Origin of the sequence: Vibrio sp. Vb1755 (genome assembly GCF_033338635.1) — a bacterium.
Classification (GTDB): Bacteria; Pseudomonadota; Gammaproteobacteria; order Enterobacterales; family Vibrionaceae; genus Vibrio; species Vibrio alginolyticus.
This window is the reverse complement of sequence record NZ_JAWOTA010000018.1, coordinates 14411-37498: the sequence shown is the minus strand read 5'-3', so window position 1 is coordinate 37498 and position 23088 is coordinate 14411. Positions and strand designations below refer to the sequence as shown.

At 44.5% G+C, this 23088-nt stretch carries 17 protein-coding genes; 10 read left to right on the top strand and 7 right to left on the bottom strand.

The window, feature by feature from the left end; translation table 11 throughout:
• The first annotated feature begins 102 nt into the window (after positions 1–102).
• From guaB to R7E00_RS15690, 5 genes are all read left to right on the top strand, one after another.
• Positions 103–1569 (top strand): IMP dehydrogenase, encoded by a 1467-nt coding sequence (gene guaB / locus R7E00_RS15710; RefSeq protein ID WP_042521181.1) that lies wholly within the window; start codon positions 103–105, stop codon positions 1567–1569.
• A 99-nt stretch (positions 1570–1668) separates the two neighbouring features.
• Positions 1669–3222 (top strand): glutamine-hydrolyzing GMP synthase, encoded by a 1554-nt coding sequence (gene guaA / locus R7E00_RS15705; protein ID WP_005381685.1) that lies wholly within the window; start codon positions 1669–1671, stop codon positions 3220–3222.
• A 165-nt stretch (positions 3223–3387) separates the two neighbouring features.
• A complete protein-coding gene (locus tag R7E00_RS15700; RefSeq protein ID WP_213867002.1) occupies positions 3388–4911 on the top strand; it encodes a Na+/H+ antiporter NhaC family protein in 1524 nt (507 codons plus the stop codon).
• Between the two features lie 212 nt (positions 4912–5123).
• Positions 5124–6806, top strand: coding sequence for a chitinase (locus tag R7E00_RS15695; protein ID WP_262606320.1), 1683 nt, complete (start codon positions 5124–5126; stop codon positions 6804–6806).
• A gap of 182 nt (positions 6807–6988) precedes the next feature.
• A complete protein-coding gene (locus R7E00_RS15690) occupies positions 6989–7579 on the top strand; it encodes an acetate uptake transporter (RefSeq protein WP_005381682.1) in 591 nt (196 codons plus the stop codon).
• Between the two features lie 100 nt (positions 7580–7679).
• Here R7E00_RS15690 and R7E00_RS15685 read toward each other — a convergent pair whose 3' ends face one another.
• The gene (locus R7E00_RS15685) at positions 7680–9227 is read right to left on the bottom strand and encodes an alanine/glycine:cation symporter family protein (protein ID WP_005381681.1); all 1548 of its coding nucleotides are present in this window, start codon (positions 9225–9227) and stop codon (positions 7680–7682) included.
• A gap of 307 nt (positions 9228–9534) precedes the next feature.
• Positions 9535–10791 (bottom strand): D-amino acid dehydrogenase, encoded by a 1257-nt coding sequence (locus R7E00_RS15680; protein WP_171344843.1) that lies wholly within the window; start codon positions 10789–10791, stop codon positions 9535–9537.
• Between the two features lie 106 nt (positions 10792–10897).
• On the opposite strand from R7E00_RS15680, the gene R7E00_RS15675 reads away from it, so the two are divergent.
• The 4 genes from R7E00_RS15675 to R7E00_RS15660 all read left to right on the top strand — a co-directional run bounded on the left by R7E00_RS15675 (position 10898) and on the right by R7E00_RS15660 (position 15565).
• Complete coding sequence (locus R7E00_RS15675; RefSeq protein WP_137281744.1) at positions 10898–11809, top strand: LysR substrate-binding domain-containing protein; 912 nt, start codon at positions 10898–10900, stop codon at positions 11807–11809.
• Positions 11810–11926: 117 nt separating this feature from the next.
• Positions 11927–13195, top strand: coding sequence for an O-acetylhomoserine aminocarboxypropyltransferase/cysteine synthase family protein (locus R7E00_RS15670; protein ID WP_205460833.1), 1269 nt, complete (start codon positions 11927–11929; stop codon positions 13193–13195).
• A 208-nt stretch (positions 13196–13403) separates the two neighbouring features.
• Positions 13404–14735 carry an aspartate aminotransferase family protein gene (locus R7E00_RS15665; protein ID WP_031780846.1) on the top strand — a complete coding sequence of 444 codons (1332 nt, stop codon included), beginning with the start codon at positions 13404–13406 and terminating at the stop codon, positions 14733–14735.
• On the top strand, positions 14726–15565 hold the full coding sequence (locus R7E00_RS15660) for a 3-keto-5-aminohexanoate cleavage protein (RefSeq protein ID WP_005383736.1): 840 nt from the start codon (positions 14726–14728) through the stop codon (positions 15563–15565). Before R7E00_RS15665 ends, R7E00_RS15660 begins: the two co-directional genes overlap by 10 nt.
• A gap of 74 nt (positions 15566–15639) precedes the next feature.
• Here R7E00_RS15660 and R7E00_RS15655 read toward each other — a convergent pair whose 3' ends face one another.
• The 4 genes from R7E00_RS15655 to R7E00_RS15640 form a co-directional block, all read right to left on the bottom strand.
• On the bottom strand, positions 15640–17007 hold the full coding sequence (locus R7E00_RS15655; protein WP_005381672.1) for a Na+/H+ antiporter NhaC family protein: 1368 nt from the start codon (positions 17005–17007) through the stop codon (positions 15640–15642).
• 180 nt (positions 17008–17187) lie between these two features.
• Entirely contained in the window at positions 17188–17775 is a 588-nt protein-coding gene (locus R7E00_RS15650; protein ID WP_005383738.1) for a DedA family protein, read from the bottom strand.
• A 204-nt stretch (positions 17776–17979) separates the two neighbouring features.
• Positions 17980–19515: a bifunctional GNAT family N-acetyltransferase/carbon-nitrogen hydrolase family protein gene (locus R7E00_RS15645; protein ID WP_005381670.1), complete on the bottom strand. Its 1536-nt coding sequence runs from the start codon at positions 19513–19515 to the stop codon at positions 17980–17982.
• Positions 19516–19635: 120 nt separating this feature from the next.
• A complete protein-coding gene (locus R7E00_RS15640; RefSeq protein WP_005383740.1) occupies positions 19636–20517 on the bottom strand; it encodes a LysR family transcriptional regulator in 882 nt (293 codons plus the stop codon).
• 398 nt (positions 20518–20915) lie between these two features.
• Between R7E00_RS15640 and R7E00_RS15635 the strand changes: the two genes are divergently transcribed.
• The gene (locus R7E00_RS15635) at positions 20916–21479 is read left to right on the top strand and encodes a porin family protein (protein ID WP_238843017.1); all 564 of its coding nucleotides are present in this window, start codon (positions 20916–20918) and stop codon (positions 21477–21479) included.
• A 683-nt stretch (positions 21480–22162) separates the two neighbouring features.
• On the opposite strand, the gene R7E00_RS15630 is transcribed toward R7E00_RS15635, so the two are convergent.
• Positions 22163–22648: a DUF6795 domain-containing protein gene (locus R7E00_RS15630; protein WP_053302978.1), complete on the bottom strand. Its 486-nt coding sequence runs from the start codon at positions 22646–22648 to the stop codon at positions 22163–22165.
• Positions 22649–23088: the final 440 nt, after the last annotated feature.

Genomic DNA, 23088 nt, shown 5'->3' with positions numbered 1-23088 from the left:
TCTAATCCAAATGTAGCCAACAACCTAAAACTGGTTACCCTCATTATGCGAAACGATGAGATTGGATTGTCTTTTTACTCCTCTAATTGTGAGATATTGCAAATGCTAAGAATTGCCAAAGAAGCGCTGACATTCGATGACGTACTACTTGTGCCAGCACACTCCACCGTTCTCCCAAACACAGCTGATCTTCGCACTCAGCTAACTAAGAACATCACCCTAAACATCCCAATGATTTCAGCGTCTATGGACACTGTTACTGAAGCTCGTCTAGCAATTGCGCTAGCGCAAGAGGGTGGCATTGGCTTTATCCACAAGAACATGTCTATTGAGCAGCAGGCAGCCGAAGTTCGTAAAGTTAAGAAGTTCGAAGCTGGTATGGTAACTGACGCGGTTACTGTAAACCCTGACGCGACCATCGCTGATGTTGTTGCACTCACTGAAAAGCATGGTTTTGCAGGTTTCCCTGTTGTCACTGAGAGCAATGAGCTTGTTGGTATTATCACTGGTCGTGACGTTCGTTTTGTGACGGACCTTTCTAAGAAAGTATCTTCAGTAATGACGCCAAAAGAGAAGTTGGCAGCAGTTAAAGAAGGTGCAACACGAGAAGAAGTGCAAGAGAAAATGCACGAAGCTCGTGTAGAGAAAGTATTGGTTGTGAATGATGAGTTCCAACTAACCGGTATGATTACTGCGAAAGACTTCCACAAAGCAGAACGTAAACCAAACGCATGTAAAGATGAGCGTGGTCGCCTACGTGTTGGCGCAGCCGTTGGTGCTGGCGCTGGTAACGAAGAGCGTGTTGCTGCTCTAGTTGAAGCAGGCGTTGACGTTCTACTTATCGACTCTTCACACGGACATTCTGAAGGTGTTCTAAACCGCATTCGCGAAACACGTGCAGCTTACCCAGATCTAGACATCATCGGTGGTAACGTAGCAACAGGTGCTGGTGCTAAAGCACTAATCGAAGCTGGCGTAAGCGCAGTGAAAGTTGGTATCGGCCCTGGTTCTATCTGTACAACTCGTATTGTAACGGGTGTAGGAGTTCCACAAATCACTGCAATCGCAGATGCGGCAGAAGTGGCTAATGATTATGGTATTCCGGTTATTGCTGACGGTGGTATCCGTTTCTCAGGTGATATCTGTAAAGCAATCGTAGCTGGCGCATCATGTGTGATGGTTGGTTCTATGTTTGCTGGTACTGAAGAAGCGCCGGGTGAAGTAATTCTATACAATGGCCGTTCTTACAAGTCTTACCGCGGCATGGGTTCTCTTGGTGCTATGTCTCAAGGTTCTTCTGACCGTTACTTCCAGTCTGACAACGCAGCGGACAAGCTAGTACCAGAAGGTATTGAAGGTCGTATCGCATACAAAGGCCGTCTAAAAGAGATCGTACACCAACAAATGGGTGGTCTACGTTCAAGCATGGGTCTAACTGGTTCTGCAACTATCGAAGATATGCGTACGAAAGCTGAATTTGTACGTATCTCTGGTGCAGGTATGCAAGAGTCTCATGTACACGATGTTCAAATTACTAAGGAAGCGCCGAACTACCGTCTAGGGAACTAATTACCCAACGGAAACGTTTGCTTTTTCCTTGAAGCATTAAGAAGAGGCGAGTACACTCGCCTCGGTTTTAATCACTTAGCCTTAAAAAGACTGCTCAAAATGACTAAAAATATCCATGACCAACGTATTCTGATCTTGGACTTCGGTTCTCAGTACACTCAATTAGTAGCACGCCGCGTACGTGAAATCGGCGTTTACTGTGAACTATGGAGCTGGGATGTAGAAGAAGCGGATATTCGCGAATTCAACCCAGATGGCATTATCCTATCTGGCGGTCCAGAAAGCGTAACGGAAGAGAACTCTCCACGCGCGCCTCAATATGTGTTTGATTCTGGTGTTCCTTTGCTTGGCGTATGTTACGGCATGCAAACCATGGCGGAACAGCTAGGAGGCAAAGTGGCGGGCTCTAACGAACGTGAGTTTGGCTACGCTCAGGTTAAAGTTTCTGGTGAATGTGCTCTATTTAAAGACCTTGAAGCAACTCAAGACGTTTGGATGAGCCATGGCGACAAAGTAGTAGAGATCCCAGCCGATTTCGTAAAAGTTGGTGAGACAGACACTTGTCCTTACGCTGCGATGGCGAATGAAGAGAAGAAATACTACGGCGTTCAGTTCCACCCAGAAGTGACACACACAAAAGGTGGCCTACAAATGCTTGAGAACTTTGTTCTTGGCGTATGTGGCTGTGAGCGTCTATGGACATCGGAATCTATCATCGAAGACGCGGTTGCTCGCATTAAAGAGCAAGTGGGTGACGACGAAGTTATCCTAGGTCTATCTGGTGGTGTTGATTCATCGGTAGTTGCGATGCTGGTTCATCGCGCAATCGGCGACAAGCTAACGTGTGTATTTGTTGATAACGGTCTACTTCGTCTAAACGAAGGTCAACAAGTAATGGATATGTTCGGCGACCAATTTGGTTTGAACATCATCAAAGTTGACGCTGAAGAACGCTTCCTAAAAGCACTTGAAGGCAAGTCTGACCCAGAAGAGAAGCGTAAGACTATCGGTCACGTATTCGTAGATGTATTCGATGAAGAGTCTAAGAAGCTGAAAAACGCGAAATGGCTAGCTCAAGGTACGATTTATCCTGATGTAATCGAGTCAGCTGCATCTAAGACTGGTAAAGCGCACGTGATCAAATCGCACCACAACGTGGGCGGTCTTCCAGATGACATGGAAATGGGTCTTGTTGAGCCACTACGTGAGTTGTTCAAAGATGAAGTTCGTAAGATTGGTCTAGAATTAGGCCTGCCTTACAACATGCTTTACCGCCACCCATTCCCGGGTCCTGGTCTAGGTGTTCGTGTTCTTGGTGAAATCAAGAAAGAGTACTGTGACTTGCTACGCCGTGCTGATGCTATCTTTATTGAAGAGCTTCACGCAGCTGATTTATACAACAAAGTATCTCAAGCGTTCACGGTATTCCTACCAGTACGTTCTGTTGGTGTAATGGGCGATGGCCGTAAGTACGATTGGGTTGTGTCTCTACGTGCGGTAGAAACCATCGACTTTATGACGGCACACTGGGCGCACCTACCATACGACTTCCTAGGTAAGGTATCTAACCGTATTATCAACGAAGTTGATGGCATTTCTCGTGTTGTTTACGACATTTCAGGTAAGCCACCAGCGACTATCGAGTGGGAATAATTTTCCTCTAGACAGTTGAGTTTATAAGAACCAGCCTTCGGGCTGGTTTTTTTGTACTTCAAGTTTGTGAAGAGGTGGCTCAACTTTTTTGTGAGAGATATATACATGCGGTTAAATTAAATATATATTCATTTTAATTGTTTGATTATCATAAATGGTATTACTATGGAACAGGCTGACGTTACCTCTCTCATTCCCATCCTTATTACTCTTTTCCTCGCGCTGACCACAAGAAATGTCGTTGTTGGTTTATTCGCCGGTGTGGTGAGTGGTGTCGCTATGCTCGAAGGGACATTTGTCGAAAAAGGGCCACTAGACTCGTTTAGTGCATTGATGAAAAGCTATCTACTGCCGCAATTAACTGACAGCTACAATGCGGGCGTCATTTTGCTCTTGGTCTTTATTGGTGGCTTTGTTGCCTTGATGGAGAAATCTGGCGGTGGTGTGGCGTTTGCTAAAAAGGTTACTCAATGGGTTGCGAGTAAATGCCAAGCTCAACTGTCCGCATGGTTCGGTGGTGTGGTTATTTTCTTCTCAGACCTTGGTACACCACTGATTGTTGGCCCTGTTTTTCGCCCTTTATTTGATAAGTTAAAAGTATCACGCCAAAAATTAGCTTTTATTATCGATTCGACTTCCTCTCCGGTGGCAATCTTGATCCCTTTTATCGGATGGGGCGTTTACATCATGGGATTGATTCAAAAAGAGTTTACTGCCCTGAATGTCAGTATGAGTGATTGGGATGCTTTCATTGGTGCGATCCCGTATCAGTTTTACGCCTTTCTTGCGATCGCGATTGTGCCGATTGTCTCTTTCTTCAAATTAGATTTCGGACCGATGGCGAAGGCTGAACAACTAGCAGAGCAGGGCTCTGACTTTGGGAAAGTGCAGGAGTCCATGAATGTGTTTACGCATAAAGATGCAAAATCTAGTTTTGTATGGGCACCTTTGCTCGTTATGCTGGTGGTTCTATGTACCATCCTCGTGCCACACGGTTTTCCATTTCAAAAAGTGGCAGGATCAACGTTTAGGGCTGCACTTTCTTCTGCATATTTCTTCGCGGCCTTCACTTTAATTGCGCTGATGGCGTTTTATGGCGTAAGAAAGCTTTCGGATGGTATTCAGGTTTATCTGAAAGGGATGTCAAACATGATGTCAGTGGCGGTGATTCTGGTATTGGCTTGGGCGCTTAGCTCGGTTGGGAAAGAATTAGGTGCAGCTGCATACATTGCTGAACAAGCTCAAGCCGGTTTCCCTTACTGGTTATTGCCAGCGGTTGCGTTTTTACTGGCCGGTATTATCTCGTTCGCTACGGGATCATCTTGGGGGACGTTTGCCATCATGATGCCATTAGTGATCCCAACTGCCGTCGCGATTGATGCACCACTGTTGGTTTGTATTGGTGCGGTATTATCTGGTGGCTTGTTTGGCGATCACTGTTCTCCCATCTCTGAAACTACGATTTTGTCGTCGACAGGAGCGGGGTGTGAACAGTATGAGCACTTCCGTACACAATTGCCTTACGCATTACTCAATGGAATGATCGCATTGGGGTGTTTTCTTTTAGCTGGAATCAACGCCTCACCAGTGATTGTGCTTGCCGCAATTATTTCTCAGTGTGTGGTTTATTTTGTGCTGTCTAAACAAAAGTCAACCGCGAAGCTAGAGGTGGTTTCGGCAGAACAATAAAGAGAGAAACATCACAAAGCGGAGGCTCACAGGGTCTCCGCTTTTCTTTTGAGTCAAGGTAACATTTTTCTTGTGACAAAATGTGTGTGAGGACCTATTTATTCATTTTGTCTCGCAGAATCAACGTACTTGGCTCGGTGTTTCGTATATATGATCCACTATATGTCTAGTTATTCCTCGTATATTGTATTGTTGAAATCCGGAGACTAGACATGTTTGCACTCAAACATCTTCCTCTTGCATTGAGTTGTGTCTTAGCAGCACAAGTGAATGCGAGTATGAATATTCAGCCCGATCCGCAAAATCCGAATGGTTATGTTATTGCTCGTGGTGACGTTCAAGCCGTAGAGCAAAGCAAAACTTCTGATCCTATGTATGCCATTTGGTCACAAGCATTAGAGACACGCCCGAACTCAGTGGTTGAAGCGATTGTTCCAGGGGCGACAACCAACCCAGAAAACGTGAAGCGTGTAGAGCGTGTATTCCCCGAAAGTGAGTGGGACTTCCTGACTCAAATGGCGGCACCTGAATACACTTACACGCGTTTCCTACGTGCAATTGGTAAGTTCCCTGCATTCTGTGGTGAGTACACAGACGGTCGTGATTCGGATGCAATTTGTAAAAAATCGATCGTGACAGCGTTTGCTCACTTTGCACAAGAAACCGGTGGCCATATTTCGATTGATAACGTATCGGATAATCCGCTAGGGTTGGAAGAGTGGCAGCAAGCTTTGGTTCATGTGCGAGAAATTGGATGGTCTGAAGGGCAAGAAGGTTACACAACAGGTTGTGGTCAAAATGACTGGCAAAACAAACGCTGGCCATGTGAGTTTGGACAAGGTTACTTTGGACGTGGTGCAAAGCAGCTTTCTTACCATTTTAACTATGGCGCGTTCTCTGAAGTGATGTTTGATGGCGATGCATCTGTATTGCTGAAAAATCCAGGCTTGGTTGCGGATTCGTGGCTGAACTTAGCATCGGCTATCTGGTTCTTCCTAACCCCACAAGCACCGAAACCTGCAATGCTACATGTGATTGACCGTACTTGGGTGCCTTCACAGCGTGAGCTTGATGCTGGCATTGGTTACGGCTTTGGTACCACCATCAACGTGATCAATGGTGGTATTGAGTGTGGAGAGCAAAACAAAGATAAAGGTCAACCTGTTAACCGTATTCGCTATTGGGAAGGACTTGCCGCTCATTATCAAATTCCAATTGAAGCCGATGAGACCAATACCTGTTGGCAGCAGACGCCTTACGGCAGCTTAAATCTGAATGGTGCGACAGACGTGTTGTACACCAACTGGGATGGGAACTGGAAATACTACTCAGATCGTCCGGGAGGCCACTCTTTTGAATGTGAACTTGTTGGTTTCCAAACGGCTTACTCTGCGCTAGTTGCGGGTGACTATGAGAAATGTGTAACTAACTTCTACCAATCTCATGCGGGTTGGCCAGAAGTTCGTGTAGTTGACAAGTTAGACCCAGTGGATCCGGTCGATCCGCCTGTAGGTGGTGTGGCAGCTTGGGATTCTGGCAAAGTATATAACACGGGTGATCAAGTTTCTTACCAAGGTGCTGTTTACGAAGCGAAATGGTGGTCACAAGGTAATGAGCCAACGAAAGGAGACCCTTGGAAGCTGGTTTCAGGCACTCCTACGGAGCCGCCTACAACGGAACCTGAACCACCGGTGACTGAGCCAGAGCCGCCAGTAACCGAGCCAGAACCACCAGTGACAGGCAATTTTATTCAGTGGGAGCCGGGTGTAACGCAAGTCGCTAACGGCGATAAAGTGACGTACCAAAACAAATGTTTTGTTGCGAAAAATGGCCCAGGAGTGTGGGAAAGCCCAACGCAAAGCAACTGGTTCTGGGACGAGATTTCTTGTCAGTGATCGAGTAAAAAACAACCTAACCATCTATAAAGACTCTGCTTTTTTGCAGGGTCTTTTTTTATATATGTAGTGGTTTATTTATGGAATCTAAGTTTTCAATAACAGCTTTTCTCTTTTGTTCTGGAGCCCATTAAAATTCGCGCGCATTTTTTATCAACATTTTTGAAAAAAGGTATTTGTACATGTCGACAAAACTGGCTAACCCAGCACCGCTAGGTCTTATGGGTTTCGGTATGACCACTATTCTGCTCAATATTCATAATGCAGGATTTTTCCCAATTGACTCTATGATTCTAGCGATGGGCATCTTTTACGGTGGCCTTAGCCAAGTAATCGTTGGCATCATGTGCTTTAAACGCGGTGATACATTCGGCACAACTGCGTTTACTTCTTACGGTCTATTTTGGCTAACATTGGTTGGTCTAATCGTAATGCCTCACATGGGTCTTCCTGCAAGCCCTGCAAGCTTTATGGGTTGGTACCTAGCGCTTTGGGGCATCTTCACTGGTTTCATGTTCATTGGTTCTCTATGTTACCCAACAGCGAAGCAAGTGGTATTTGGCTCTCTAACTATCCTGTTCTTCTTGCTTGCTGCTCGTGATTTCACTGGTAGCGAAGTGATCGGTGCTATCGCTGGCTTCGAGGGTATCTTCTGTGGCGCAAGTGCAATTTACTTCGCAATGGCACAAGTACTGAACAACGAATTTGGTCGTGAAGTGTTACCTGTAGGTAAAGCAAAAATCGCTCGTAAAGTTGAAGCGGTTATCGCCTAAGCTGCTACTCATAATGAAGAAAGGGGGATTAACCATTGGTTAATCCCCCTTTTTTATGTCCTCAATCGGACCACTGCTTTTTCTTATTTATGTGATAACGCTATGTTGATGGTTGCTCAACAGTTTCTGCGCTATTGCTGTCTGCCGTTGGTGCTTTACCCGTTTTACGTCGGTACTTATCTTCCCAGTAATCTGCGCCTTTAATGCCCAGTGCAACAGGGTTAAATGTAAAATCGGTCACACCACGTTTTTGTTGCTCTTCGTAGTCGTTCAGTGCTTTGAGTGCAGGCTTCGACATAAAGAAGATGATCAAAATACCGATGATGTTTAGCCACGCCATCAGTCCTACGCCTACATCACCCATCGCCCATGCTAAGTTGGCGGTTTTCACGGTTCCGTAGAACACGGATGAAATAATGATGACTTTCAGAATAAACATCAGTCCATTTACTTTGAACGTACGACGAATGTAAGCAATGTTCGTTTCTGCAATGTAGTAGTAAGCCAGAATGGTCGTAAACGCGAAGAAGAATAGAGCGATTGCGATGAATGGTTTACCCACGCCAGGTAGTGCGCTTTCGATCGCCATCTGTGTAAACACAGGACCATTTGCACCAATATCCGCTGGTAGGTTTTGAACCAGGAATGTACCTTCAATCGCACCATTTACGTTGTACGCGCCAGTGATAAGAATCATGAACGCGGTTGCTGAACACACAAGTAGTGTATCGATGTAAATAGAGAAAGATTGAACAAGACCTTGCTGAGCTGGGTGATCAACACTCGCTGCTGCTGCTGCGTGAGGACCAGTACCTTGACCTGCTTCGTTGGAGTAGACACCACGTTTTACACCCCAGCCGATTGCTGCACCAACGCCTGCCATTGGTGTGAACGCGTCACCAATGATCATGCCGAAAATGCGTGGAACCTCACCAATGTTTAGAAGGATGATGACAAACGCAGTAATGATGTAAGCTAACGCCATAAATGGCACAACGACTTGGGTAAAGTTCGCGATACGCTTTACGCCACCAAAAATGATGAAAGCCAAAATGACACAAACAACCGTACCAGTGAAAATTTTAGCAAAACTGAAGGTACCAATAGCGGTTTCAATCATGTCACCTGAGCCAAATGCGGCTTCTACTGCGTTACCGATACTGTTCGATTGAACGCCAGGAAGTAGAACACCACAAGCAAAGATGGTCGCGATAGCAAAGATCCAAGCGTACCATTTTTGTCCCATTGCTTTCTCAATATAGTAAGCAGGGCCACCACGGAACTCGCCTTCGTCTTCTTCTTTATAAATTTGTGCAAGTGTTGATTCTGCGTATGCGGTTGCAGCGCCAAAGAAGGCAACGACCCACATCCAGAATACGGCACCTGGGCCACCGAAACCGATAGCAGCAGCAACACCAGCAATGTTACCTGTACCTACACGGCCAGATAGTGAAACGGCAAGTGCCTGAAATGATGATATCCCTTTTGTTGAACTCTTCCCTGAAAGTAATAAGCGCCACATCTCAAAGAAGTGACGAATTTGTACAAAACGCGTCATGATTGAATAGAACAAACCTGCGCCAAGGCACAAATAGATCAGTACCGGGCTCCAAATAATTCCATTCAGAAAATCAACTAATGACTGCATGAGTATTTTCCCTGTTAGTTGTGTTTGTGGTTGTTTTTCACACAATACATTACCCTTTATGTAATGCAATTGTTAACTTTTTTAGCTACAAATCCTTTGTAGCGTGATGATGAACACAGAATGGAGAGTAGTTGTTAAAATTTGGTTCTTGTTGCTTATTTGCTCCTTTTAGGTAGAAGATTTGCCTGATGATTAATTATGCAGCACATTGTCATTTAAATGTGCTGCGATTTTGATGAGTTAAAAATGCCAGTGGTTATGCATTTTGTGGAGTAAGTGTCTGCCTGTTTTTTGTTCAGTGATGTCCTCAGGCGTAACGACAAAGGTTAAGCTCCGCATTATCCATCACTTTTGCTTTTTCACCTTTCATTACGCTTGCTAGCAATTGACCTGAACCACAAGCCATCGTCCAGCCCAGAGTTCCGTGTCCGGTGTTAGTAAAAAGGTTATCGTATTTAGTCGCGCCGATAATTGGTGTGCCATCAGGCGTCATTGGCCTAAAGCCGCTCCAAAACTCAGCTTGGCTGAAGTCACCACAACGAGGAAAAAGATCACGGATGACCATTTCGATGGTGTTTTTGCGCTTTTGTGGAAGGGAAGCATCAAACCCTGCTAATTCTGCGGTGCCAGCTACGCGAATTCTGTCATCAAATCGAGTCATAGCGACTTTATAGGTTTCATCCATCACAGTAGATCGAGGAGAGAAGTGTTCATCCTCCATCGGGATGGTGAGTGAATAGCCTTTGACAGGGTAGACCGGAATATCAATATCGAGTTGCTTGAGTAGCGCTGTAGAGTAGCTGCCAGAGGCCACTACATATTGGTCTGCTTTAAATTGTCCTCGGTTCGTTTGGACACCTATGATCTTTTTGCCTACTGTAACCCAATTGCTTACTTCAGTATCGAACTCAAATCGGACATCGTGTGCCTTAGCAAGCTCCGTTAGTTGTTGGCAAAATTGATGGCAATCGCCCGTTTCGTCATCAGGTAGATGCAAGCCACCAACCAGTTTGTCTTTCACAAGTGCAAGCCCTGGCTCTTGTTCAATACATTGTTCGACGTCCATTAGCTTAAATCGGGTTCCGCTTTGTTCAAGGAGCTGCATGTCCTTTTCAATGGCTTGCAGCTGTTGATGTGTTCGGAATACTTGCAAGGTCCCAAACTGACGTCCTTGATACTCAATGGCGTGTTCTTGGCGTAACTGTTCTAAGCAAATACGGCTGTGGTTAGCGATCGAAAGCATGCGAGCCTTGTTAACTTGATAGCGAGGTAGGGTGCAGTTCGCGACCATTTTACTCGCCCAGCGGATCATGTCGGCATTCAGAGTGGGTTTGATTTTAAGTGGAGCATGCTCCTCCATTAACCACTTAATGGCTTTAACAGGAACACCAGGCGCAGCCCAAGGCGAAGAATAGCCATATGAGATCTGCCCGGCATTGGCGAAGCTCGTTTCCATGGCACTGCTTGCTTGGCGGTCAATGACGGTAACTTGATAGCCTGCTTGAGATAAATACCAAGCAGAGGTTAAGCCGATAACGCCGCTGCCTAATACGATGACTTCCATTGATGCACTCCACACATTTATCAGAGTGCTCAGTTTCTTTTCTTTACCTTTTGTTAACAATCGATATAAATTACACACTGCGTTTAGAAAAACTATAGGCTCAAGGATGAAAAGTAATCTGATAAGTGGTTTGTGCCTATTTAGCCAAGTCGCGGAGTACAGCAGCTTTACTGGTGCCGCAAGACATTTACACCTCACCACTGGTGCCATAAGCCAACAAATTATTCATTTGGAAGCGTTATTAGGTTTTACTTTATTTGAACGCCACTCTCGCGGTATTCGTTTAACCGTAAAAGGCACTCAGTTACACCAAGCGACGCAGTTTCACTTTTCGGAACTGAGCAAATTGCTTGATGAGCTCAAAGTAGAAAAGCAAACCAATGAAATTCGTTTGAAGTTGACGCCTTCTTTTGCTTTCAAATGGTTAGTCCCAAAGCTCGAAAGCTTCCATCATGATAATCCGGATATCCAAGTACAAATCTTTGCGGAAGGTGCGCTGGTAAATAGTGAGATAAAAGACTATGACGTCGCAATTGACTATGGTCTTCATCCTTATAGAAATGCTAACGCGGAGCTGATTTTGGATGAGCATCTGCTACCGGTGATGAGTCCAAAATACCTTGAGGATCATGGCTGGCTAAAAACGTTGTTTGGTGAGCAAAAAAACTCAATGCCAGTGAAGCAATGGCAAGAGGCGACGCTACTACACGATGCGATGCCATGGGAAAAAGCGACGCGTGACTATGAGTGGCTATATTGGGCGTCAGCGATGGGGTTGGATTTTAAAACCGATATCGGACACTTTTTTAATCGAACGGATATGGCGATGTCTGCAGCCGAAGCTGGCGTTGGGATTGCGATGGCACGAATGGCACTGATTGAGGATGAATTGACGACAGAGCGTTTGGTTTCTCCATTCAAACCGATTCCTGCCAATGCAGGGTATTACTTGATCATGAACACACGTACGAATGCGACAGAAACGTTTCGTCACTGGTTACTTGGACAGTTGAATTAGCGTTTTATCTCTGTGATTCGCCCCTACGTTATTTGTTGAAAAATTGGGCAATATAAGTTTTAAGCAAGGTAAGTGCTTTTCTTGCCGCTATTTGAGTGATGAAAGACAGGGAAGAACATGAAAGACGAAACGCTATCCATCCATTTTGGTTACGAAACTGACCCGACCACCAAATCTGTCGCGACACCGATTTATCAAACGGTTGCGTACGAGTTTGATAACGCGCAGCATGGTGCTGATCTGTTTAACTTGGAAGTGCCGGGGAATATCTACACTCGCATCATGAATCCGACTAATGACGTGCTGGAAAAACGCATGGCAGCGTTAGAAGGCGGCATTGCCGGGTTGGTCGTGAGTGCGGGGAGTGCAGCGATTAACTATGCGATTCTGACGTTAGCGCAAGCGGGCGATAACATCGTTTCTACGCCGCAACTTTATGGCGGTACTTACACCTTGTTTGCGCACATGCTGCCAAATCAAGGTATTCAAGTGAAGTTTGCCAAAGATGACAAGCCAGAAAGTTTGGCCGAGTTAATTGATGAAAATACCAAAGCGGTGTACTGCGAGAGCATTGGGAACCCTGCGGGTAATATCATCGATTTAGAACGTGTGGCGGAGCTTGCTCATGCACAAGGCGTACCTGTGATTGTGGATAACACTGTTGCGACGCCAGTGCTTTGCAAACCCATCGAATTTGGTGCGGATATCGTAGTTCACTCTCTCACTAAATACGTTGGTGGGCATGGCACCACATTGGGTGGCGTGATTGTGGATTCCGGTAAATTCCCTTGGGCACAGCACAAAGACCGCTTTCCTGTTTTCAACCAACCAGAACCTTCTTACCACGGCGTGGTGTATACCGAAGCGTTTGGTGAGGCGGCATTTATCGGGCGTGCGCGTACCGTACCACTGCGTAATACCGGAGCAGCATTATCACCGATGAATGCATTTATGCTTATGCAAGGGTTAGAAACGTTACCGCTGCGTATGGAGCGCCATACCGAGAACACACTCAAAGTGGCTGAATTCTTGGAACAGAATGACAAAGTCAGTTGGGTAAGTTATGCCGGATTGCCAAGTTCTGAACACTTCCATCTCGCCGAAAAATACATGAAAGGTAAGCCTTCTGCGATTTTGTCGTTTGGTTTAAAAGATGGTTATGACGCTGGTGTGCGTTTTTATGATGCTTTGAAAATCTTTAAGCGTTTGGTGAACATTGGCGATGCAAAATCATTGGCTTGCCATCCTGCATCGACGACTCATCGTCAATTGAGCGAAGCAGAACAAAAACAAGCTGGTGTGTCTCCAGAGATGATTCGTTTATCGGTGGGTATTGAACATATTGACGATATTCTAGCCGATTTAGAACAGGCACTAAACTCGTAAAACGATTCTGTTTTTAGCTTTGGGTTACCCATAGGCCAGCCTTTAAAAAAGCTGGCCTATTTTTATTTTATTGTTTAAATATCAAGGGTTTTGGTGTTTTTGGTTTGTGGCATTCCAAAAGCTCATAGAGGGTGAGATTTATTCTCTTGTCACGTTTGGGTTTGTTCCTGATGATGTGTGCAAGTATTACACATTGGAAGGGACTCAAATGTCTTACGTATTTCACCGTCATTGCCATGCCACGCTACCAATCATCGATAGAGGTGAAGGTGTTTATCTATTCGATAAGCATGGAAAGCAGTATCTCGATGCTTGTGGTGGTGCTGCGGTATCAAACCTTGGCCACAGTCATCACGCCGTTAAAAAAGCCATGTTGGAACAGATCGAGCGAGTGCCATTTGCTCATACTGGATTTTTTACTAGTGACAACAGTGAGCGCCTAGCAGAATTGATTTGTCAGTACATGCCTGAACAGTTCAACCATGTGTATTTAGTCAGTGGAGGATCAGAAGCGGTGGAGTCGGCACTAAAAATGGCGCGGCAGTATTTCGTGGAATCAGGTAAGCCAGAGAAAAAGCAATTCATCGCGCGTCAGCAAAGTTATCACGGTAATACCTTGGGGGCTCTGGCTGTCGGAGGTAATGAATGGCGACGTGAACCGTTCAAACCCATCTTACACCCGAGCCATCATATCGCCCCTTGCTATGCTTATCGTTATCAGCAGAGTCATGAGTCGGAATTGGATTACTCATTGCGAGCGGCGAATGAGCTAGAGGCAAAAATTCTTGAGTTGGGGGCTGATAATGTCATGGCTTTTGTCGCTGAGCCCATTGTGGGAGCCACCGCTGGAGCTGTGCCTGCCACACAAGGTTACTTCAAGCGTATTCGCGAAATATGCGACCAATACGATGTGTTATTGATCTTGGATGAAGTCATGTGTGGCGTTGGACGCAGTGGCAGTTTTTTTGCGTTTGAGCAAGAAGAGGCAGAACCCGATCTGGTGTGTATGGCTAAAGGGCTTGGTGCGGGCTATCAACCTATTGGCGCGGTGGTTGCGAATGATCGAGTCTATCAAGCTATTGCTGATGGAAGCGGTTTTTTCCAACACGGTCATACCTTTATGGCGCACCCTGTGGCGTGCGCTGCTGCCGTGGCAACAATTGAAACCATCTTCCAAGATGATTTATTAACGGCGGTGAATCAGCAAAGTGCTTTGCTGCGTAATGAGCTTACTTCTGCATTGGCCCATTTACCGTACATTGGCGACATTCGTGGTAAAGGCTTGTTTTTTGGCATTGAGCTGGTGGCGGATAAAGAAAGCAAGGCGCCTCTGAGTAAAGCCACATTGGCAGACAAACGCATCAAACAGCGAGCAATGGAAAATGGCTTAATGTGCTACCCAATGGGCGGAACGATTGATGGCGTTAATGGGCACCATATTTTGCTCGCACCGCCATTCATTATTCAGTCTCATCATATTGATGAACTAGTCGGTAAACTCTCATTAACGTTAAAAGAGGTGGCGGAGACATGGAAGTAGCAAACCAATATTTGCGAGAACCTATCGCCATTATCGTGGCCCCAAACGGTGCAAGAAAAACTAAGCACGATCACGCCAGCTTACCCATGACAACAGACGAACTGGTTGCAGAGGCTATCGCTTGTCAAACGCTAGGGGCTGCCATGATCCATTTACATGCTAGAGACGCCAACGGACGTCATTCATTAGACATCGACGACAACATGGCAATTTACCATGCCGTGAAAGAAGCGGTGGGACAAAACATGATGGTACAGCTCACCACAGAGGCGGTGGGCTTGTATTCTCCGCCACAACAGATGGCGTTAGTTAAAGCTGTGAAACCAGAAGCGGCTTCTTTTGCATTGAGGGAGTTAATCCCTGATCGCGCAAGTGAGAAAGAAGGGCATGCCTTTTTCCATTGGGTGGCAGAACACAACATCGTGAGCCAAATTATTCTCTACGATGCAACCGACATTGAACGTTATTTCCAACTGCGTGATGCGGGCGTGTTACCTAAAACGCATCAGCATGCATTAGTGGTGTTAGGGCGTTATCACCAAGCTCAACAGTCTTCGCCATGGGATTTACGAGGTTTGAATTTGGCGCGTTTTGTCGAGGAAGAAATTCGATGTGCCATTTGTGCTTTTGGTGCGCGAGAGCAAGACTGTTTAGCGAGTGCGATGTTACTTGGATTCGATGTTAGAGTGGGGTTTGAGAATAACCACTTCGATGTGGCAGGCGAATTAGCAATCAGTAACGCGGCTCAGGTGGAAGCTCTACGCGATGTGGCGCATCGCTTTGCGATTCCTTTACGCAGTGCGCAAAGTTTGCGTTCAGCTTTGAAGTAAATCTGCTCGCGGAAAAGAAAAAAAGAAGAAAGGAAAGTAAAAAGGCTCCATCGGAGCCTTTTCGGTATTTGTCGTTAGTTCTCAGTTTGCGCTACAGGTTGACGAGCGGGATGTTTGATAAACACCGCGACAACAGCCGCTATCGCTAATGCAAAACAGTAGTAAGAATTGGCAACTACTTCAAGTGGCGAGAGGTTGAACACGGAACCAAGCAGTAGTACTTGAGCACCGTAAGGCAACACGCCTTGCACCACGCATGAGAAAATGTCTAACAAGCTTGCTGAGCGGCGAGGAGAGACATTATTCTCTTCCGCCAGTTGGCGAGCAACGCTGCCCGATACAATGATGGCTACGGTGTTGTTTGCCGTACAGCCATTGACCATTGATACCAAACCTGCAATACCTAGCTCGCTTGCACGACTGTTCGCATGCTTAGAGTGACTAGAGCCAAACGCGTGGATAAGGCTACTAACGAAATTTGTTAGAAAAGCAAGACCACCTTGGCGACGCATCAGTTCACTCAAGCCACCAATCAGCATGGATAACAAGAAGATCTCTTGCATGTTACCAAAGCCTTTGTATACGTCTTGGGCTAGATTAGTTAGTCCGTAATTGTCAATCGATGCCAAGCTCACGCCGCCAGCCAAAAGAATGCCAATCGACAGAACCACAAACACATTCACACCAGATACCGCTAGGATCAAAATAGTGATGTACGGCAAGACTTTTAGCCACTCAATATCGCCAGTTGCAGGCACTTGAGTCGCAGTACTGTTGAAAGCGAACACTGCAATCGCGATCAACGCCGCAGGTAAAGCAATACGAATGTTCTCTTTAAACTTGTCTTTCATCTCACAACCTTGAGAGCGTGTCGCCGCGATGGTGGTGTCAGAGATGATAGAAAGGTTATCACCAAACATAGCGCCGCTCAGTACAACGCCTGCGGTTAACGGTAAGCTCATTCCTGCTGATTCAGCAATACCCAACGCTACGGGGGCAACGGCTGCGATGGTACCCATCGAAGTCCCCATTGCTGTTGCGATAAAAGCAGAAATCAGAAAAATGCCCGGTAAAATCATGCTGGTTGGAATAGCGGATAAACCAAGGTTCACTGTTGCATCAACACCGCCAGAGGCTTTTGCTACCGCAGCAAAGGCACCTGCAAGCAGATAGATCATACACATTGCGATGATGTCTGGGTGGCCAACACCACGCATGAAGTGTTCGATTGAGCGGTTAAGTTTCTCTTTACTTAAAAGAAACGCAATGATGATGGCTGGTAATACCGCGATGGGTGCAGGCAGCTGGTAGAAGGCAAATTCCACGCCTTGCAAAGATAAGTAAGTGCCTACGCCAATAAATAGCGCAAGGAATACAATTAATGGGATCAGTGCGACCGCAGACGGTGCAACTGTTTTAGTAGTTTGTTGGGAACCGGACATGTAAACGACAATGTTAATGATAAGAGAGAAGAGCAGACTAATATCACATTTCTACATTGTCAACGTCTAGACGTCTAAATGGCTGTTTAAATTTTACACGTAAAGAAAAAGATAAAAGCTCGTGTTGCGTATCTCACTGATACCACGAGCTTTAGTTATGCGCTAATGAAGAGACTGTCGTTATTGCATTGATTTGGCTTTTTTGCGTTTAACAATACCTAAAACCATCCACGTAAATAAGACAGCAGCAAATGCCCATACCAGATATTTGTATTCGGTGTACAGGTTGCTCAACACGCTTAAATGTTCAAATGCAAAGTGAGTTAACAAGCTGAATACCAATACCCAAACCGTCGCCGCGAGGGCGTTACCGAGCAAAAACTCTCTACGTGGCATTTTCGCGATACCGCATGCAAGAGGCATAAATTGCTTCATTCCTTCAATAAAGCGGCTGACCACCAAGCACGTAGGGCCGTATTTCTGGATAGTCAATTGAAGCGTTTGCATCTTCGGGCCGGAAATGTAGCCTTTTTTATCTAACCACCCCTCAAAGTAATAACCGATTAAGTAGCCACAGGTATTACCAAAAAAGCAGCTCAGCCACGATACCATCATTACCATACTTAGGTTCATGACTTGTTCTGACGAGAGCAAAGATGCCGCGATCATCAGTGATTGACCAGGCATCGGGATACCTATCCCTTCTAGAAATATACTGACAATCAGCGCAACGTAGCCGTATTGCTCAAGCAAAGGCTTCATTGACATGAGAAGTTCGTTAATATGTTCCAAAAGCTTTCCCCTAATAAAAGCGGAACGAAGTTGGAGTGATACTCCGAATGTCCTATTGGGTCAATTCTTGTTTCTCACCATTGAGAAAAACTGACATGCCTCTGATAATTGCGCAGAATCAACCTGCAGCAGGCTTTATTCGCCGCCACGCTCTTTGGTAGCGGCGAATTAGGGAGATCCTTATGACTCTTTGGCTTTGGTGAATGCACCATACAAATCAAGGCGGCGATGACGTAAGTTGGTGACAGAGCCTTCGGTATTAAGCTGTTTCAACTTAGTCAAATCAACATCAGCGAAGATTATCATTTCGGTGTTGGCGCTTGCTTCTGTCAAGGTCGCATCGTGTGGAAAATAGATATCCGACGGTGAAAATACGGCAGATTGTGCGTACTGGATATCGACATTATCAACACGAGGTAAGTTGCCGACACTGCCCCCAATTGCAACGTAGCATTCGTTTTCGATGGCTCGTGATTGGGAACAGATTCGTACTCGTTGGTAGCCATTTTTTGTGTCTGTCCAGAAAGGAACGAACACAATTTGTGCGCCTTGCTCGGCGAGCATTCTTCCCAACTCTGGGAACTCGCTGTCATAACAAATCAGTATGCCGACTTTGCCTGCATCGGTTTCGAACACTTGAACATTGTCACCACCGTCGATCACCCAGTCTTTTTGCTCATGGGGCGTGATGTGGATCTTATATTGAGCGTTTATTTCACCATCTCGTTGCAGCAAGTAGGCCACATTATACAACTTGCCATCCTCGATGACGGGCATACTGCCTGCAATAATGTTGATGTTGTAGGTGACTGCCATCTGCGAGAAGCGGTTTTTGATCTCTTCTGTAAAGCTAGCCAAAAAGCGAATTGCTTCGACGGAATTTTGGTCGTTTTGCAATCCCATCAGCGGCGCGTTAAAGAATTCAGGGAATAGGGCGAAATCGGCTTTGTAGTTCGCAAGAGAAGAGATGAAGAACTCAGCCTGATCGAGCAAGTCCTCTAAGTCATTCATAGCACGCATTTGCCACTGCACAACACCAATACGAATCAGCGTTTTTTCTACATCATGTACGGATTGAATATCCTCTTCGTAGAAGAAGTTATCCCACTCCAGCAGAGTTGCGTAGCCTTTAGAAGCACTATCCTCTGGCAAGTAACCACGCATAATACGTTTGACATCGAAGTCGTTTGCAAGCTGAAAAGACAAAATAGGATCGTGAAGCTCACGGCGTTTTATCTTGTCGATGTATTCAGCCACGCTCAGTTCGTCAGCATATTTGTGGTAATTCGGGATGCGACCACCGGCTAAAATTGCTTTGAAATTCTTACTCCGGCAAAGTTCTTTACGCGCATCATACAGACGGCGACCTAAACGCAGCCCACGGTAGTCCGGGTGAACAAATACATCGAGACCATACATGGCGTCACCGGTCACTTGGTTTTGGATGACGTTGTTCTCGGTGATGATGTCGGTGTACAGGTGAGGAAGTGAAAATCGGTTGTAGTCCACTTTGATTGTTAGCGCTGCGCCGACAATTTTTCCGTTATCCTCAATACAGATTTGTCCATCAGGAAACTGATGAATAAGATCCATGATGGTCAGGCGTGGCCATGAGCCACCAACATCAGGAAAAACAAGGTCCATTAATTCCGCGAGCTCTGGGTAATCGGTCGGCTCAATGGTGCGTAAAGAGAGTCTTGGCGTGTTGCTGTCCATATCGTACTATCCATTTATCCTTTTTAAATAGTATGGATGAGAATGCCATAAATTTGAGCAGACAGATACCGAAGTCTTTGAGTTGTTTTGGTTTACCTAAACGAGTTTAAAGAAACAACATTAACTTAGCTTGCTCTTCAGCCATTCGTGAAATGCCACTACTTTTTTAGCTGAAAGTCGATAATTTGGAATCATCACGTAATAACCATAACCGCTCTGTAAAGTTAGGTTGAGAACATGCTGAATGTCCCCTCTTAAAATCGAATACTGCGCCATAAAATCAGGAAGCAAGGCGAGCCCTTTTCCCATTCTGACAGCTTCGCAAGCTAGGTAAAAATGTTCGACGCCTACAGGTTGATAGGTAACGGGAGATTCTACAGTGTAGACAGTTTTAAATTGCTCCCATAGCTGAGGGCGAGTGATTTGAGGTATAAACGGATAATTACTAACAGCGTGCACACTCTCAATTGCAGGAGCATTTGTGCAACCGACTAATAACAATGTTTCTTCGCACAGTAAGTGGCTGTATTCATAATGTGTGGATAATGGAAGGCAGCGAATATGTAAGTCACTTTCGTTGCTCGAATCTTTGACGTTCCCATCCCCGGTACAGACTCTTACTCGGATGTTAGGATGTTGCTGGTGGAAGTCATCAATATTAGGTATCAACCAAAGGCTGGCAAAAGAAGGGGTTACGTCCACGGTGAGTAATTCTTGCTTTGAATCTGACTGGATTAAGTTGGCAGTTGCATGCTGAATAAGCTCCAAAGCTTCTGTGACTTGCGGCAGATAACGCTTGCCTTCTTCGGTTAACTCAATACCACTCGCCCTTCTTTGTATTAAAGGTAAACCCACCAATTGCTCCAGCGATGCGATTTGTTTGCTTACTGCGCTTTGCGTAATACATAGGGCATCCGCTGCTTTAGAGAAACTGAGGTAATTAGAGACCGCGACAAACGTCCTTAATGCTCGAATAGAAGGGTATTCACTGCCTTTTAACATACTTCAGTTCCATTAAACTCTGCTTAGGCAAAGAGTAGAGTATTCACGGCTTGAAGCAAAGTAAGATGCAACGTATGTGTGATTAGCTTCCTTTCTTATAAAAACTAGCTAAGCGTTTTTTGACTGATTAATCTACAAGAGTATTTTAGATGTTTATTTAATTTCTTTGAAAAATCTACAAATTAACAAGAATCTTTTTCACATCATCGATTAACCTCAATTTAGTATTGTTTATATAAAGTAAACAGACAGATCTTTTTTTCTGTTTTTGTTCGGCGTTCTTTAGAGGATTGTCAGTATTCTATAAAATTAAATATATTTTTCATTAATTTAAAGTTGGCATTGCATTTGCTCTTTACTATTCGAACCTTCAATGGAACTTATATTAGGAGAACGAAATGAAAAGCAATGTTGTTACTTTGATTAGCCTTTTTTCTTTAGCAACGTTTAGTACTTTATCACATGCTGCGGACTCCAACGATCATGGTGTATATGTTGGCGCCAACTACGGTTACTTAAAAGTTGATGGACAAGATGACTTTGATGATGACAGCGATGTTATTCAAGGTTTAGTTGGTTACCGTTTTAATCCTTACTTAGCGTTGGAAGGTGGTTACATTGATTTCGGTAGCTATGGTAATAACCTAGCAAATGCCGAAACGGACGGCTATACAGCGGCTCTAAAAGTTACCGCTCCCATTGCTGATCGTGTCGACCTTTACGCAAAAGGCGGTCAAATGTGGTACTCGACGGATTACAACGTTGCGGGCTTCCAAGGCAACAAAGATGATGAAGGTGTATTCGCTGGTGTCGGTGTGGGTTTTAAAGTTACTGATAACTTCTTAGTTAACGCAGAATATATGTGGTACGACGTAGAACTCAATGCGGAGAATGTCGCGAACGGTGCAAACACGGAAACAGACTTTAACCAAGCATCACTAGGTGTAGAGTATCGCTTCTAATATAGTTAGCCGTGCTGGACTCAATAAAAGTGCGAAGCAAAATAGCTTCGCACTTTTATTATTTATCATTCAAATAATTTAAGACCGATGAAGCGTATATATAAAACGATGGCTAATTTATTTTATTGTTACTCCAGGGTATTTAATACGTTACTAGCATGACTGTCTAGCCTTTTTACTAACCTTGAAAAACAAAGCTTTATTGCTCTACAAGTAATATTAGATAGGTTAATTTCCGCATTGCCTGACATTACATTTATGTGGCCTATAATACCGCGTACGTGTTCGTTACGTTCATTTTTTAGCTCTGAAATTAGCTAATTGAACCCAAGTAGCAAGGCCTACGGTCGCATCTGTTGTATTATATGACCCAGACCTGAAATTCTTAGTAAAGTCAAAGTTGAAGAGACTATTTTACTTACCCAACCATCAGTCATCCGAGCGTTATATCTCTTGTTGAAGTCAAGAAATACGTTGCGTTCTAGATAAGTTTAAGGCTTAGATTGTAGTGCCGATCACTCATTACTTGTAGCGTTATTGACATAACCCGGAACAGATTTTTTCCTAGTCCATGAGCGTGGAAGTCGATACCAGAACCTCCTTCTAACCGATACTCAATGCCCCCGTGAATGAATGGCCAAAGAGGAGGCATAGGAACTGGAGTTGCATCATGAGTGCATTATTTAATTTCCATACAAGTCAGAGTCTATATAACCAAATAAGTTACATTGGCTGTTCACGTAGTAGTCATCGTTTTCTTCATCATCAATTGAAAAAGCAAAGTACTTAAGAGGGTTCTCAGTGTCACAAGCAAGGTTAGCCATGTTATTTTTTACGTAATCCTCTATTTTATAACCATCAAAGCTTCCTTCCCAAATAATAGTACTTTCATCATTGCTGAGTTCTGCGACTAAAACAATAGTTACATAGCGATCAATGAGAGGAGTGCTTATGACGTCTTTATTTTCATAGACTGGAGAAAACTCAAAGCGACCAGTACTGTCTGTGAATGTTGATAAGTCTATTGATTTCCCTGACATGCTTAAACCAATACTAAGGCTAACCTTTAGGCTACTAAGTGGTTTTCCTTTCTTTGTTAACACACCATTGATTTGCGGTGTGTATTGATTAACGTGTTCGTCATTCAATTTACTTTCTTCAAAATTCATTACAATGCTCACTAATATGACTGTAATAATTCCAGCAACTTAATTTTTCACAACAATATTTTCATTTTGAAATTTAAAAATCTATATATGTTGTGTTTCTGTTCAATATCTAAGGTTAACTTTGTGATTAGAGTTACATTATTTTTTGTAACTACTGTTTGTAGTCATTACATCTATAGAGTTGTAATGAAACAAGCGAGTAGGGACTAACAATGAATACATCAATCAATTCATCGAGGGAGATGAGTATAGACTTTAGACTTAGATCTAGTTATCTCTTAGAAAGGATAGGTAAGCAGAAGACTTTTAAGTTGCAGGGCTTTTAGTACCATGCTTTCTGCCTTTTTGATTAGTACTTATGAACTTCTTGTTTACTGATTAATACTCAACGAGTTTGTAAACCTACATGGGCCAAAGGTATGCGGTAATCCATGTAGTAA

Excerpts from the sequence above, each read along its gene's own strand:
- R7E00_RS15645 (WP_005381670.1), bottom strand. The coding sequence starts at position 19,515 with ATGGACAGCAACACGCCAAGACTCTCTTTACGCACCATTGAGCCGACC.
- guaA (WP_005381685.1), top strand. The coding sequence starts at position 1,669 with ATGACTAAAAATATCCATGACCAACGTATTCTGATCTTGGACTTCGGT.
- R7E00_RS15660 (WP_005383736.1), top strand. The coding sequence starts at position 14,726 with ATGGAAGTAGCAAACCAATATTTGCGAGAACCTATCGCCATTATCGTG.
- R7E00_RS15655 (WP_005381672.1), bottom strand. The coding sequence starts at position 17,007 with ATGTCCGGTTCCCAACAAACTACTAAAACAGTTGCACCGTCTGCGGTC.
- R7E00_RS15685 (WP_005381681.1), bottom strand. The coding sequence starts at position 9,227 with ATGCAGTCATTAGTTGATTTTCTGAATGGAATTATTTGGAGCCCGGTA.
- R7E00_RS15650 (WP_005383738.1), bottom strand. The coding sequence starts at position 17,775 with ATGTCAATGAAGCCTTTGCTTGAGCAATACGGCTACGTTGCGCTGATT.
- R7E00_RS15640 (WP_005383740.1), bottom strand. The coding sequence starts at position 20,517 with ATGTTAAAAGGCAGTGAATACCCTTCTATTCGAGCATTAAGGACGTTT.
- R7E00_RS15700 (WP_213867002.1), top strand. The coding sequence starts at position 3,388 with ATGGAACAGGCTGACGTTACCTCTCTCATTCCCATCCTTATTACTCTT.
- R7E00_RS15665 (WP_031780846.1), top strand. The coding sequence starts at position 13,404 with ATGTCTTACGTATTTCACCGTCATTGCCATGCCACGCTACCAATCATC.
- R7E00_RS15630 (WP_053302978.1), bottom strand. The coding sequence starts at position 22,648 with ATGAATTTTGAAGAAAGTAAATTGAATGACGAACACGTTAATCAATAC.
- R7E00_RS15690 (WP_005381682.1), top strand. The coding sequence starts at position 6,989 with ATGTCGACAAAACTGGCTAACCCAGCACCGCTAGGTCTTATGGGTTTC.
- R7E00_RS15695 (WP_262606320.1), top strand. The coding sequence starts at position 5,124 with ATGTTTGCACTCAAACATCTTCCTCTTGCATTGAGTTGTGTCTTAGCA.
- R7E00_RS15680 (WP_171344843.1), bottom strand. The coding sequence starts at position 10,791 with ATGGAAGTCATCGTATTAGGCAGCGGCGTTATCGGCTTAACCTCTGCT.
- guaB (WP_042521181.1), top strand. The coding sequence starts at position 103 with ATGCTAAGAATTGCCAAAGAAGCGCTGACATTCGATGACGTACTACTT.
- R7E00_RS15670 (WP_205460833.1), top strand. The coding sequence starts at position 11,927 with ATGAAAGACGAAACGCTATCCATCCATTTTGGTTACGAAACTGACCCG.
- R7E00_RS15635 (WP_238843017.1), top strand. The coding sequence starts at position 20,916 with ATGAAAAGCAATGTTGTTACTTTGATTAGCCTTTTTTCTTTAGCAACG.
- R7E00_RS15675 (WP_137281744.1), top strand. The coding sequence starts at position 10,898 with ATGAAAAGTAATCTGATAAGTGGTTTGTGCCTATTTAGCCAAGTCGCG.